Source organism: Gemella sp. 27098_8_92, from assembly GCF_041433685.1.
In the GTDB taxonomy this organism is placed as follows: domain Bacteria; phylum Bacillota; class Bacilli; order Staphylococcales; family Gemellaceae; genus Gemella.
This window is the reverse complement of sequence record NZ_JAPWBZ010000004.1, coordinates 144,916-158,057: the sequence shown is the minus strand read 5'-3', so window position 1 is coordinate 158,057 and position 13,142 is coordinate 144,916. Positions and strand designations below refer to the sequence as shown.

General features: G+C 30.7%; 15 protein-coding genes. 8 read left to right on the top strand and 7 right to left on the bottom strand.

What is annotated here, in order from left to right; all coding sequences use genetic code 11:
- The 4 genes from O3802_RS04265 to O3802_RS04250 all read left to right on the top strand — a co-directional run bounded on the left by O3802_RS04265 (position 1) and on the right by O3802_RS04250 (position 3,123).
- Positions 1–417, top strand: coding sequence for a YjdF family protein (locus O3802_RS04265; RefSeq protein WP_371458440.1), 417 nt, complete (start codon positions 1–3; stop codon positions 415–417).
- A gap of 376 nt (positions 418–793) precedes the next feature.
- Positions 794–1,234: a GNAT family N-acetyltransferase gene (locus O3802_RS04260; protein WP_371458439.1), complete on the top strand. Its 441-nt coding sequence runs from the start codon at positions 794–796 to the stop codon at positions 1,232–1,234.
- Between the two features lie 111 nt (positions 1,235–1,345).
- The gene (locus O3802_RS04255) at positions 1,346–1,864 is read left to right on the top strand and encodes a sarcalumenin (RefSeq protein ID WP_371458438.1); all 519 of its coding nucleotides are present in this window, start codon (positions 1,346–1,348) and stop codon (positions 1,862–1,864) included.
- A gap of 125 nt (positions 1,865–1,989) precedes the next feature.
- Complete coding sequence (locus tag O3802_RS04250; protein ID WP_371458437.1) at positions 1,990–3,123, top strand: nucleotidyltransferase family protein; 1,134 nt, start codon at positions 1,990–1,992, stop codon at positions 3,121–3,123.
- A 39-nt stretch (positions 3,124–3,162) separates the two neighbouring features.
- Here the strand turns inward: O3802_RS04250 and O3802_RS04245 are convergent, their stop codons facing one another.
- The 5 genes from O3802_RS04245 to O3802_RS04225 form a co-directional block, all read right to left on the bottom strand.
- Positions 3,163–4,005: a YwqG family protein gene (locus tag O3802_RS04245; RefSeq protein WP_371458436.1), complete on the bottom strand. Its 843-nt coding sequence runs from the start codon at positions 4,003–4,005 to the stop codon at positions 3,163–3,165.
- A gap of 700 nt (positions 4,006–4,705) precedes the next feature.
- On the bottom strand, positions 4,706–5,383 hold the full coding sequence (locus O3802_RS04240; RefSeq protein WP_371458435.1) for a CHAP domain-containing protein: 678 nt from the start codon (positions 5,381–5,383) through the stop codon (positions 4,706–4,708).
- A gap of 97 nt (positions 5,384–5,480) precedes the next feature.
- Entirely contained in the window at positions 5,481–5,633 is a 153-nt protein-coding gene (locus tag O3802_RS04235) for a YvrJ family protein (protein ID WP_371458434.1), read from the bottom strand.
- Between the two features lie 102 nt (positions 5,634–5,735).
- Positions 5,736–5,948, bottom strand: coding sequence for a DUF2922 domain-containing protein (locus O3802_RS04230; RefSeq protein ID WP_371458433.1), 213 nt, complete (start codon positions 5,946–5,948; stop codon positions 5,736–5,738).
- Between the two features lie 15 nt (positions 5,949–5,963).
- Positions 5,964–6,158 carry a DUF1659 domain-containing protein gene (locus O3802_RS04225; RefSeq protein ID WP_004633777.1) on the bottom strand — a complete coding sequence of 65 codons (195 nt, stop codon included), beginning with the start codon at positions 6,156–6,158 and terminating at the stop codon, positions 5,964–5,966.
- 245 nt (positions 6,159–6,403) lie between these two features.
- On the opposite strand from O3802_RS04225, the gene O3802_RS04220 reads away from it, so the two are divergent.
- The 4 genes from O3802_RS04220 to O3802_RS04205 all read left to right on the top strand — a co-directional run bounded on the left by O3802_RS04220 (position 6,404) and on the right by O3802_RS04205 (position 9,775).
- Entirely contained in the window at positions 6,404–6,925 is a 522-nt protein-coding gene (locus O3802_RS04220; protein WP_371458432.1) for a hypothetical protein, read from the top strand.
- A 381-nt stretch (positions 6,926–7,306) separates the two neighbouring features.
- Positions 7,307–8,023 (top strand): ABC transporter ATP-binding protein, encoded by a 717-nt coding sequence (locus tag O3802_RS04215; RefSeq protein ID WP_371458431.1) that lies wholly within the window; start codon positions 7,307–7,309, stop codon positions 8,021–8,023.
- Between the two features lies 1 nt (position 8,024).
- Complete coding sequence (locus O3802_RS04210; protein WP_371458430.1) at positions 8,025–9,107, top strand: ABC transporter permease; 1,083 nt, start codon at positions 8,025–8,027, stop codon at positions 9,105–9,107.
- Between the two features lie 23 nt (positions 9,108–9,130).
- Positions 9,131–9,775 carry a TetR/AcrR family transcriptional regulator gene (locus tag O3802_RS04205; protein ID WP_371458429.1) on the top strand — a complete coding sequence of 215 codons (645 nt, stop codon included), beginning with the start codon at positions 9,131–9,133 and terminating at the stop codon, positions 9,773–9,775.
- 38 nt (positions 9,776–9,813) lie between these two features.
- Here O3802_RS04205 and O3802_RS04200 read toward each other — a convergent pair whose 3' ends face one another.
- Both O3802_RS04200 and O3802_RS04195 read right to left on the bottom strand, forming a co-directional pair.
- Positions 9,814–11,421: an ABC transporter ATP-binding protein gene (locus O3802_RS04200; protein WP_371458428.1), complete on the bottom strand. Its 1,608-nt coding sequence runs from the start codon at positions 11,419–11,421 to the stop codon at positions 9,814–9,816.
- A complete protein-coding gene (locus O3802_RS04195) occupies positions 11,421–13,142 on the bottom strand; it encodes an ABC transporter ATP-binding protein/permease (protein ID WP_371458427.1) in 1,722 nt (573 codons plus the stop codon). Before O3802_RS04195 ends, O3802_RS04200 begins: the two co-directional genes overlap by 1 nt.

Sequence of the window (13,142 nt, the reverse complement as noted above, 5' to 3'; positions counted from 1 at the left end):
ATGGAAAAAATAGCAGGCAAATTAACGGTTTTTTTTGATAATCCATTTTGGGTAGGTGTTTTTGAATGTGTAGAAAAAAATAAGTTATCAGTATGCAGAGTAGTATTTGGTGCAGAACCAAAGGATTATGAAGTATATGATTTTATTTTAAAAAATTATAAAAATTTAAAGTTTGGTTTAAGCCTAGAAGTTAAGGTTAAAAAAATAAAGAATAATCCTAAAAGATTGCAAAGAGAAGTGAAAAAACAAAGTAAACAAGTAGGGATAGGAACAAAATCTCAGTTAGCATTACAGAAACAAAGAGAAGAAATGAAATTGGAAAGAAAAAAAGAAAGTAAGCAAATAAGAGAGTTAGAAAACCGAAGAAAATTTGAATTAAAACAAGAAAAACGCAAACAAAAACATAGAGGAAAATAATAAGGTATTCTCCCCAAAAGGATTATCCTAAACCACCAAAACAGTAAACCACAAAGGTTTGCTGTTTTTTCTTACTCAATTTCCAAAATAAAACGTCAATGAGCCCAAAAAGACATCTAACCAAACGCTCTCTGGGATAAAGGCTATTAAAGAATCTGTAGATAGAGTTTTAAAAGAAATTAGCTAGGTTGATAGTAGAAATAATTTTTCAGGAATAATATAATATAAATAGATATTTAAAGAGAATAATAAGATTGGGGGTCTTATCTTAAGAGGTTTAACAAACTAACGAAAGATATAGACTAACGAATGGTAAGCATTATTTTTAGGGGTGTATCATTAAACTTGAACAGATAGGTATGCTAGGGGGTATAATATGATAAGAGTTATAAATGTACTGGATGCAAAAGATATACAACAACTTTGTAAAAATGAGTTAGGTTATAATGTGGGTATTAATGTAGTGGAAACACAGATTGAAAAGTTATCTATTGATAATAAACATCATATAATAGCGGTATATGAAGATAACAGGACGAAAAAGGTTGTTGGTTTTGTTCATGCGGAGATGTATGAAAATTTATATAGTGATGTTGGATTAAATATATTAGGATTAGCGGTTGAGTCTAGTTTCCAAGGGAAAGGTATTGGTCAAAATCTAATGAAATTTATTGAGGAAATAGCCTTAAAAAATAATGTAAAGTACATTAGGTTAAATTCTGCAAGCTACCGTATAGGAGCTCATAGATTCTATGAAAGTATTGGTTATACTTGTGATAAAACTCAAAAACGCTTTATTAAAATTTTTAATAAGTAGAAAAAACGGATAGCTATTAGAGTCAAAATGCAAAATATCGTCTAATTTTGCTAAAATATTTAATAAGTGGTATAATATACTTGAATTTTAAATTTATAGAGGTCTTATATTATGAAGAATAATAAATTATTAAAAATACTTTGGGGAGTTGTATTAGCGATATTTGTTGTTTGCATAGTATTTTTAGGATATAGTTACTTTAGTGGAGGAGATTCTAAGAAATCTGAAAAAACCTCTGCTCAAAAATTGGATAAAAAACAAGATAAAAATACTGACGAGGAAAGATACAAATCTCAAAATAGTAAAAACACTCAAGAAAAACAAGAATCTGGCAATATAATAGGAAGCCAAGGTGCAAATAATCAAGCGAGCAATAAAAATAATTATGTAGGAACTAAAGAATATAATGGTAAAAAAGTTTCTCATAATGAAGGGGTTGGAACAACTGGAAAAGTGTTTAAAACTCAAAGTGAAGCGCTAGAATACGGTAATAAAGAGATAGAACGATTGGTAAAAGAAGATAAAAAACCAAGACAATTTTCTATCAGTAAGGTAAGTGCAGAAGATGGTACTCTTCTTGGTTGGACTGTGGACATTTTTGAAGATACGAGTGCAAAAAAAGATAACTAGTAACTTATAACAGGGGTGATGCTATAGATGAAGTTTCCAAGAGAAATGGAGTTGCAACAGGATCATCCCTTTATTATATAGATTTATAGATTGATGATTTAGAATTTAGGTAAAGGAGGTAAGAGATGAGAATAGGAATAATCGCGGAGTTTAATCCTCTCCATAGTGGGCATAAATACTTAATAGAACAAGCACAAAATTTAATAGCTGCTAATGGAGCTGATGGAGAAATAGTCTGTGTTATGAGTGAATATTTCACCCAAAGGGGTGAAGTTGCTATTACAGATGGCTATACTCGTGCAAAGGAAGCTGTAAAGAGTGGTTGTAGTTTAGTTATCGCCTTACCTTATTTGGGAAGCGTTGCTTATAGTGATGATTTTGCAAGGAAAAGCATTGAAATCCTTGATGGTGCGGGGACAACACACCTTATTTTTGGAACAGAAGAAATAGATATTGAAATTTTTGAAGAAATATACAAAAAGCAACAGGAAACGCCTCCTGAAAAATACCGAGAGTTATTAAAGCAAGGATATAGTTTTGCCAAAATCAATGGCGAGTTGTATGGAATTTCCAACAATAATCCCAATTTTAATCTAGCGTATAGCTATTACAAGATGATAAAAGAATTTGCACCACATATAAAACTAGTACCTGTAAAAAGAACAGGGCAAAATCTTAATAATGAAAATTTAGAAATGGTACAGCACTTGAGTGCTACTGCTATTAGAAAAAATATTATGTCAGAAGAGATAACGAGTTATATATCAAAAGAACTACTTGAGGATATTAGAGCTAGTAAAATACCAACGGAAGAAGATTTTTTCGAATTATTAAAGTATAAAATTATCTCTTTAGGAAAAGATGGATTAAAAAACATCTATGACATGAGAGAAGGTTTGGAAAATAGAATTTTCGAAGCGGCTCTTAGTGCGAAAAACTATGGAGAGTTGGTAGAGTTAGTCATTACAAAAAGGTATAGCAAAAAGAAAATCCAACGCTTGTTAATCCATATTTTAACAAATACTACTCGTGATGATTATGAAAAGATCTTCGGAACGAAGGTATTTCGTGTGCTTGCGGTAAAAAGTGAGAAATCAGGGTTGATACGCGAAATTAACAAAGAAGAAAAGATAACTTTAGTTTCGGTGTTAAACAGCTCTAACAGCATGTACTTTGTACAAGACATTAAGGTGGCCCGTATTTATAATTTAATAGCGGAAAAACCAGACATATTTAGAGAAAAAATAGAATTGGTATAAAAAAAGTGATGAAAAAAATTCATCACTTTTTCTTTTTATCTAACTACAATCCCAATTAAAAAGGACATCATCAAAGTTAAGATTTTTTAAATTTTCTTCCGAGATAAAGAAGTTCCCAACACCGGAATCGCCCCACATAATTTCAACATCACTGTCTTTCTCCCATTCAGTTTCTACCTGAAGGAGCATTATGTCATAAGGTGACTGTTCTCCCGCTTCGGAATTGTAACCGCGAGGATCCCATTGTGTAAAGTTTGGATATCCACCAATAGCGTGACTTAATCCTTTTAATGAATCATAAAAATATTCGTAAACATCATTATCTAAATCACAATAAAGATTTGACACTTTTTCATCTGGATATAATTCGCGAATAGCGTTTATTACTATATCTTCAAATCTATAATCTGCAACGGTGATTGTAGAAATACCTTTTTCGAAAGTTAGACCAAATTCGGCGTTTGTCGGATCAAATGGAGAATATTGATCATAGTCTTCTGGATCAAGAGGTTTGTATTTAGTAAGAACTTCTTCGCTAGTAATAGTATTATCGATATTTTCAAAGTAAACTACTTTATAATCATTTTCAAGCCCCATAAGATCATCGCGACCAATCCAAAATTGCAAAATACCAACTTTAGGATAAAGGTTGTTTTCCGGCAGTTCAGCACAGTTTATTTGTGCGAGTAGGGCAAACTGCTCTTGATTAGAAGATGAATCACATGGTACTTCGAAATCTTTAGGAAGATAAGGAATACCTCCAAATTTGCTGTCGAAGATAGTTAGATTTTTGTTTATGTGGGTCTTAATATTAATACATTCTTTTTGGTTTTCTGCGATAACTTTTTCGATAACTTTTTTAATCATTTCTTTAGTAATCATAACGTTTCTCCTCGGTATTAAAGTTATTTTCATTGTAACATAATTAGAAAAATTAAGGAAGATAAAAAAGGTGGCTGCTTTAGGGAGGTGTTTGTGAAAAATACAGGTGTATGTTAGTGGAGTGAAAATATATATTATTGAAAAACACTAGATAAAGAAAAATAAAAATTTTAATCTTTAAACATAAAAAAACATAAAAAAATAATATTTTATAAATTTTAAAATTATTATTATTTACATAAAAATAAAAATTTATGAAAACGTAAAGATAAATAAAAGTTTGTTTTATTATGGTATACATAAAGTGAAAATAATTATTAATATTTTGATTTTAGTCTAAAAAACAAAATATAAAAACTTCAGACTACTATATAATAAACAAAATATTTTAATAAATAGGTGTTGATTTATTACGGAAACTCTGATACACTTAATATAGAGATAAGAGAAAAACAGTAAATTTAAAAATTTTGAGTATTTCTAAAAGTTGATTTAAACCGCCAACTTTTGATAAAAATACCTTGATAATCCCCTTGCCTAAAGCGCCTTGGCCGCTAAGGCGGACTCTATTGAATTATAATCTTTCATCAACATAATGTAGGGTTAATAATTGGTGGTCAGGGACCTTTGGGGGTAAATATTAAAAAGAAAGATAGGTAAGAGTATCTTTCTTTTTTTGTTTCACATGATTATATATGAATTATTGCAAAAATCGTCCCCAGTTGCTTATTCTTTGTCCATTTTTACAAGCACCTGTAGCGAGGTAGTGACGTTCTCCTTTGTAAGAAATATAACTAATCCAAATTAGCCCTTCATTGATAACATAACTGTCGTAAAAAACCTTTTCTCCAGCAGTGTAAGAGTCGACTTTTTGACTAAAAATACTAGGTTTTGTTCGAACGTTAATTTCTGTGACTTCAACTATAAATCTTCCTTGTTCAGGTATTCTTGTCCAACTTTCATCAGTATCATAAGATGGGCGGATAAAACCTACAAGATAAGTATCATCGCGCGCCATAATTTTTGCTGCGCCACCATGCTCTGGGGTGCCGTCAACGTTTTGTTCGACAGAAGTAATAATATTACTACGAACATCAATAACAATACCGATGTGTCCGTATTTATCCCATGCGCCCCAATGCCATATTGCGATATCACCAGGGGCAATGGTGTCTTCTCCTTTACGATATCGGCGCCACCCATTAGGAAGAGTGTTTGTCAAGTAGTCAATGGCGTTACCAGATACACGAAAGTTTGCGAAGTTTTTGATGTAAGCCATAATTAAGTCGACGCACTGTGCTCCATAAGCACCATCCATATCTATCCATTTATAAATTTGATCTTTTGCCCAATTAACCATTGTTTGTTGAGTTGCCATAATATGCCTCCTTATCGAATAATAAGTTTACTAATAGAAAAATAAAGTACCCACAAAAATATAATTTTGTAAGTTGATTGTGACTAAGTCTAAGAAATTAGTCTTTAGCGTTAAGTTTTATTTTGATGATTTCGGTTAAATCATTTACACTTTTCCCAATATTTTGCAGAGTTTTATCTAGTTTTAATAAGAAAAAAACAGCAACAAAAATAGGGAAACCTACGGTGTTGATAAAATTCAAAATATCCATAAAAACCCCTCCTTAGAATTTATGATTTTTTCTTTAATACTTTTCTAGAGAATAATATACGCATAAAAAAGGTACGATAGATATCGCACCTTTTTTGCTTAATTATAGAATCTCGTTTTCTTCACGAGTTACATAAGTTGCTTTTTTGAAAGCGACAAGTGTGTGTTTATCGCTGTTAAAGCATTGTGCGTCAATAATTTTTTGAGCGACACCTTGGATAACTTCTTTAGTTAAACTATCTTTAGGATGAGCTAAAGAAATATGATAAGTTTTTTTATTTGTAGTTGTAAAAAAAATATTTAATGTTTTTTCCATAATAATTCTCCTCTATTAAATTAGTGATTTAGTATTAATTGTAGTATTATCAATGTTTTTAGATACTAATTTCGCGATTTCGTCGCCTACTTCTTTAAGTTTAGTGTCATCAGTATCAGCGTTAACATTGAATGAATAACTTTTAACAACTTGTTTGTCGCCTTTCGGCTCTGAATAGTTTAAATGTAATGTTTTTTTAAGTAATTTCATAATAAAAATCTCCTTTGTATTTATTTTTTATTTGTCTTTGGCCTCTGACACTAAATGTATCGAAAAAAATAGGGTTTTTTCTCATGAAAAATAAATTTTGGGTAAGAGATTTTATAGATAAGTTTTTAATTAAACTTAATGTAACTATGTTAAGCTTATATTAAGCAAATAGTGAGAAAAATAGTAGAAAATTTTTCAAAAGAGTATTATAATATTAATATAAAAAAACAAAGGATTGATAAAAAATGAAAGATAATAGATTACTAAAAGTATTATGGGGAATTGTTCTAGCGATATTTTTATGTAGTGCTTTATTTTTAACAATTAGCTATTTCTCAGGTGGAGATAATGCAAGTAAGAAAAAAGATAACAACACGACATCGACATCTAAATCAAAAGATAAGGATAAAAAAGATAGAGATGATAACGATGATTCAAAATCATCAACATCTAAAGCTAAAAGTGATGAAGAAAAATATCGTGAAAGTCAAAATTCTAACTCATCTGCAAATAAATCATCTAATAACAACACTACATCAAATAATAGACGTACAAATAATAGTAGCAATAACAATTCAAGTGATAAGAAAGATGACAAAACACCTTCAACAACGACATCTGGAGCATTCAAAACTTCAGAAGAAGCTAAAAAATATGCAGAAGCAGAAATTGCTCGTTTAATAAAAGAAAATAAAAAAGGTTATTCATACACACTAGGACGCAATAGTAAAGGTGAAATAACTGTAAATATTACAGAGAATAAATAATATCTGAAAATATATAAAACAATCTTGAGTATCTTAACTAACTGACAAGTTTTGAAAAAAATCTTGTTGATAAAGTTACGCGATACTTGAGATTGTTTTTTTGTTATGAGATAGAGGATGAATCTACAATGGTTGAATAAAGAAATAATACCTATAATTTAATTTATCACTTGACAAGTGAGTGATTACTCACTATACTAAAAGTAGAAAATAGATATAAGTTTTGATAATAAATTTAATTGTTATTGAGAAGATATTTAAAATGATTTGATTTTAGAGCTATTAAAAAACTAAAGTCAAAAATTTTTCAAAACAAAGGTGAGTGTCTACTCACTGTTAAAACAAAATAATTTTATATAAAATAACGAAAGGGTTATTAATATGGAGAAGTTTATAGATATAATGCAACTTAGTAAGAGTTTTGGTCAACAAAAGGTTTTGGATAATATAGATTTTCAGCTAAAAAAATCTGAGATAATAGGCTTAATAGGACCGAGCGGATCGGGGAAATCTACATTGATAAAAACTATGTTAGGTATGGAAAAAGCAGATATGGGAAAGGCACTCGTGTTAGATAAAATAATGCCAGAAAGAAAGATATTGGGAGATATAGGTTATATGGCGCAAAGTGACGCGCTATATGAAGCATTGACCGGTTATGAAAACTTAGAATTTTTTGGGAAGATGAAAAACCTTAAAGGAGAAAAATTAAAAGAAGAAATAAGTTATGTCGCAGAAGTGGTAGATTTATCGGCAGACTTGAAAAAGCAAGTGGAAAATTATTCTGGTGGGATGAAACGTCGCTTATCTTTGGCGATTGCACTATTAGGAGAACCGAAGTTATTAGTATTAGATGAACCAACCGTAGGTATAGATCCTGCTTTGCGAAGAAAAATTTGGAGAGAACTTTATAAACAACGCGACAATGGCGTGGGTATTTTGATTACTACTCATGTTATGGATGAAGCGGAACTTTGCAATAAGGTAGGGCTTCTTTTAGGTGGGAAAATAATTGCCTTTGATACCCCTAAAAACCTAAAAGAAAAGAATAATGTAGATACTATTGAAGATGTGTTTTTAAAAACGGAGGTAAAATAAAATGAGAACAATAGCTATTGCTAAAAAAGTTTTTAAAGAGTTGCTTAGGGATAAGAGAACTTTTGCATTGATGTTTATTGCTCCGATACTTATAATGTGGCTGTTAAATATAGTTTTTTCAGCCGATACAACAGAAAATGTCCGCATTGGTGCGGTAGATGTACCGACAAAAGTAGAAGAGGTTATGAAAAATGTAGATAATGTTAGTTTAGAAGGTATAACTACAAAAGAAGAAGCGGAGAAAAAATTAAAAGATGGACAGTTTGATACGATAATATATTATAAAGATAATAAGTATGAAGTAACATATGCGAATATTGATTCTGTAAAAACTACCCAAGCTCGCCAAGTCTTAAAAGCTAGTCTAACCGGCGCAGAGATAAAAGGATTTATAGAAACTATACAAAAAGTTAATCCAAATCTAGCGCTAACTAAACAAAAACCAGAGATAACAGAGAGTTATAATTATGGAAGTGGAGATACGACATTTTTCAATAAGATAGCACCGATAGTAATCGGATATATATCATTTTTCTTTGTGTTTTTAATCTCTGGTATAGCTTTACTAAAAGAACGTACGAGTGGAACATTAGATAGATTACTAGCAACACCGGTAAAAAGAAGTGAAATTATTTTCGGCTACACTATTTCTTATGGAATTCTTGCAATAATGCAAACTATTGTTATTACATTGTCTGCTATATACCTGCTAAAAATAGAAGTTGCGGGAAGTTTGGTTTATGTGATAATAGTGAATATGCTGCTAGCACTTGGAGCATTGGCACTAGGTATGCTTCTATCGACAGCCGCGAAATCAGAGTTTCAAGTTATGCAGTTTATACCATTAGTAATTATACCGCAGATGTTCTTTAGTGGTATTGTTCCTGTTGAAAATATGGGGAAAGTAGCAGTATATATAAGTAAAGTTTTACCTGTAACTTATAGCGGAGATGGATTAAGTAAAATTATTTTAGAAGGGAAAACACTATTAGATATAAAAGGGGATATTATAATCTTAACGATCTTTTTTGTAGTTTTAATTACGTTAAATATAATAGGATTGAAACGCTATAGAAAAGTTTAAAAAGAAATAGGAAGGAGAAACAAATGGTAGAAAATATATTGAAATCATCTTTGGATTTAATATCCGAAGGAGATATGCCTCCTGGTAAGAAAAAAACATTAGAAGCAGCCATAATATTATTTGGTAAAAAAGGTTATAACGGGACTTCAACACTAGAAATAGCAAAAGCTGCTGGGGTAAGTCAAGCGACAGTGTTCAAATACTTTAAGACAAAAGAAGACTTACTTAGCTCAATAATCGCACCAATTATCCCAAAATTATTCTCAAATTTTTTAGGTAGGGTAAAAAATATTAATACTATAACTGTTAAAGAAATTATTCATTATATAGTGAGAGATCGTTTTAGATTTATGAAAGAAAATAAAGATATTATAAAGATTATTTTCTCGGAAGTATTAACTAATGAACAGCTAAAACAAAAGATAATTATAGGTGCAGAAGAAGTCTTTAAAGAAAGAAGATTGGATGAGTTTTTCGAATGTGTAAAACAGAATAATCCAGAAATCAATAAAGAATTGACATTACCTGAAATAATGAGACCTGTTTCGGGAGCGTTAATTACATATTTTATTCAGAGATTCATCGTCTTTGATGGAGTTATCTGCGAAACAGAAGAACATGATTTAGATGTGATAGAGCGCCAAATATATAAATTTTGGACAATATAACTTAAAAAGGTATAGGTTAAAAACCTATACCTTCTTTTTTATCCCAATTTAATTATCTTATCACAAATTGATAAGGTAGATTTGTTGTGTGAGATAATAATAGTAATCTTATCTTCTTTTTCTGCTTCTAATGCTTTTAAGAGCTCGATTTCACTGAAAATATCAATGTTTGCTGTTGCCTCATCTAGTATCAAAAGTTTACTTTCATTATAGAACGAACGAGCAACTGAAAGACGTTGTTTTTGTCCAGAGCTGATATTAGAACTACGTTCACCAACAATCTCGTTTTCGCGACGGCGTAAGTTATCGACGAAATTTTTAAGGTTAGTGTGTTTAAGTGAATCAGCTAAGCGCTCTTTGTAAATATCTTTGTCAAAGAAGCTGATATTATTTTTGATTGAGGCGTTGAATAGATAGCTATCTTGTAAGATTATCGAACTATTTTCTCTAAAGAAGCGGCTATCTATATCGCGTAAGTCTATATTATCAATAGTAATATTACCATCCATATTCTCATCAGAGATAAATTTCATAATGAGTTTTGCAACTGTTGATTTACCGCAGCCGCTTGGTCCGCTAATACCGATGATTTCACCACGTTTTGCAGAAAAACTTAGATTTTCAACAACGTTAGAACCGTTATAACTATAAGTAAGATTATCTACTTTTAACTCTTTAAAATCAACGATTTGTCCAGTGTTCTCTGGCTCTTCTGGTGTATTCATAAGTTCTAAAAATCTCTTTCCACTCGCCATAGTTTGACTTAGAGTAGAAGCAAGATTCCCCATATACAAGATAGGAATAAATGATACGATAAACATTGCACTAAGGGCGATAGTTGTATTAGGGTTACCAAGCGTTGTAGCGAGGTAAATAAAACCAAGCACTCCAAAATTGTAAGTAATAACGTTTAAAGTATTTAAATCTATCAAGAACTTATTTTTGATGTAAGAACTATGGGTTAATTCTTCTGTTTCCATGCGGATATTAGCTTTTTCCTCTTTGATTTTATCATATTGAAGAGCTTCAAAAATACCATAGGCTTGTTCAGAAGAATTGTTATTAACGACCGTTAGTTTGCGACGATAAGCCTCGCCAACTTCTTGCCCCTTATTACGAAAAGTAAGAGGATAAACCAATCCAATAACGATATAAATAAACAAAGCAACAAGTGCAAGTTTTACGCTAAAAAATAGTAAAAATATACTAACAACCAAGCTTTGAGCGATATAAATTAGAAACGGTGTAATAGTATGAGCATAGAACACCTCTAATAATTCTATATCGGTTGTAATCATTGTCATATAATCTCCAGACGTATTTTTTGTAAAGCTATCAATAGAAATACGTTTGAATTTATCTAGCACTTTAATACGTAGTGCATGTAAAACTTTAAATGCCACATAGTGATTTAGTAGTTGTTCTGTATAACTAAATAGACCTTTCAGTATCGATAGAACAAATATTAAAATAAATAAAATAGCTGCTACCGTTGTGATTTTTGTTATAAAGAATAAAGCTATAAGATAGGTAAATACTACTAAAGTAAGATGTCCTAGACTTCCGAACAATGTTGCACGTAAAAGTGGTCGCTTAAACTCTTTAGCAATTGCTAAAAGTTGTTTTAATTGTTTTAGTGATGTCATTACTCTACCTCCTTAGCTAAAAATTTTTCTTTTAGTTGTTGTTGATCATTAAATAATTTTTTGTATAGAGAAGGTTGGTCTATAAGCTGTTCATGGGTACCTTCTTCGATTATTTTTTGATCTTTTAATACATAAATATTATCAGAATTAGTAATTGTCTCTAAATCGTGAGAAATAACAACGATAATCTTTCCATCCTTAATTGAATCAAATGCATCAAGAACAATTTTTTTACTATAATCATCAATATTAGAAACAGCTTCATCTAATATGTAGATATAACTATCTTTCAAAATAGCTTTTGCAGCAAGTAAACGTTGTTTTTGCCCACCAGAAAGATTGCCAGCACCACAGCTAAGCTCATAATCAAGACCACCATTTTCAATTACAAAGTCTTTTAGATTAACCTTTTCAAGAGCGTTGTACATATCCTCTTCTGTAATATGTTTGTTGACAGAAAGATGAGATCGTATTGAACCTTGGACAAGATAGCTATCGTTAGTAATAAGAGTTGCTATCTTAGACATTTCATTTGTTGGAATAGTATCTATATCAAAAGTGTCATATTTAATACTTCCTGCATAGTTAGAATTTAATCCTAGTATTAATTTTATAATAGTAGACTTACCGCTACCGCTTTCTCCAACAAGGGCAGTTTTTGTGTTAGGTTTAAAAATCATATTAATATCCTTAAGAGTAGGATCTTCGTTATAAGAAAAACTTACATTGCTTAAGACAATGTTTTTCCCAGGTGTTAGAGTAATATTGCGGTTTTTTTCTTGTTCAGGATAATCAAGAAGTTTGTAGATATTATCTAACTCAACATTTCCTTTCATAGAAATATGGAATAACCCACCTAAAGCGCGAAGTGGTTTAAAACACTCAAGTGTAGCAACAATAACAAAGACGATAAGCTTTTGATCTTTTACGATGAAAATCGCAATAATAGATAAAACAAAAATCGAAACATAAGTTATCGCATCCATTACATTAATTGAGTTAAGTTGGTGGCGTAATAGAGCCATTGTTGATTTTCTATAACGGGCACTACGATTATCAACATCGCCAGCTACGTTATCTTCTTTCCCATAAATTTTTGCAGTAGTGAAACCAGATAATCTATCATAGAAAACTTCTGATAAACTAAGGAAATCACTAAAGTTTTGTTTGTTGGCTTTTTTTGATTTTTTAATAATAACCATAATAGATATAGGTATTAATGGATAAAGAACCAACATCGCGATAAATAGCAGAATATGAATTTTACCATAAACAATAAACGAACTTAAGACGATGAACAACGTCGCGAACATCTGAGGAACGAATTTGTTAAAATAAAACTCAATATTAACTATTGAAGAAGAGTTCATAACAAGAAGGCCCCCTGTATTAACAGCCTCCGTATAATTAAGTGATAACTTCTCAACTTTGTTATAAATTTCTTCGCGTAAAGTATTTCTAACTTGTTTAGAAATTTTATGACTAAAGAAGTTGTCTCCAGTAGTTGCTAAGTAGTAAATAACCAAGCTTAACACAGTTCTAAAAGTGAAAGTTAAGATAAAGCTTGATTTAGAATGATTATCTAATAAATAGAAAAGTAAGTCTACAAAGTTGTAGATAAAAAATAAAGAGCACCAAAAAGCAACAAGCTTGCATAAGGCAACAAGGTAAACTTCTTTTTTTATATTAAAGAGCGCCATGGCTCTACCATCTATCTTCAT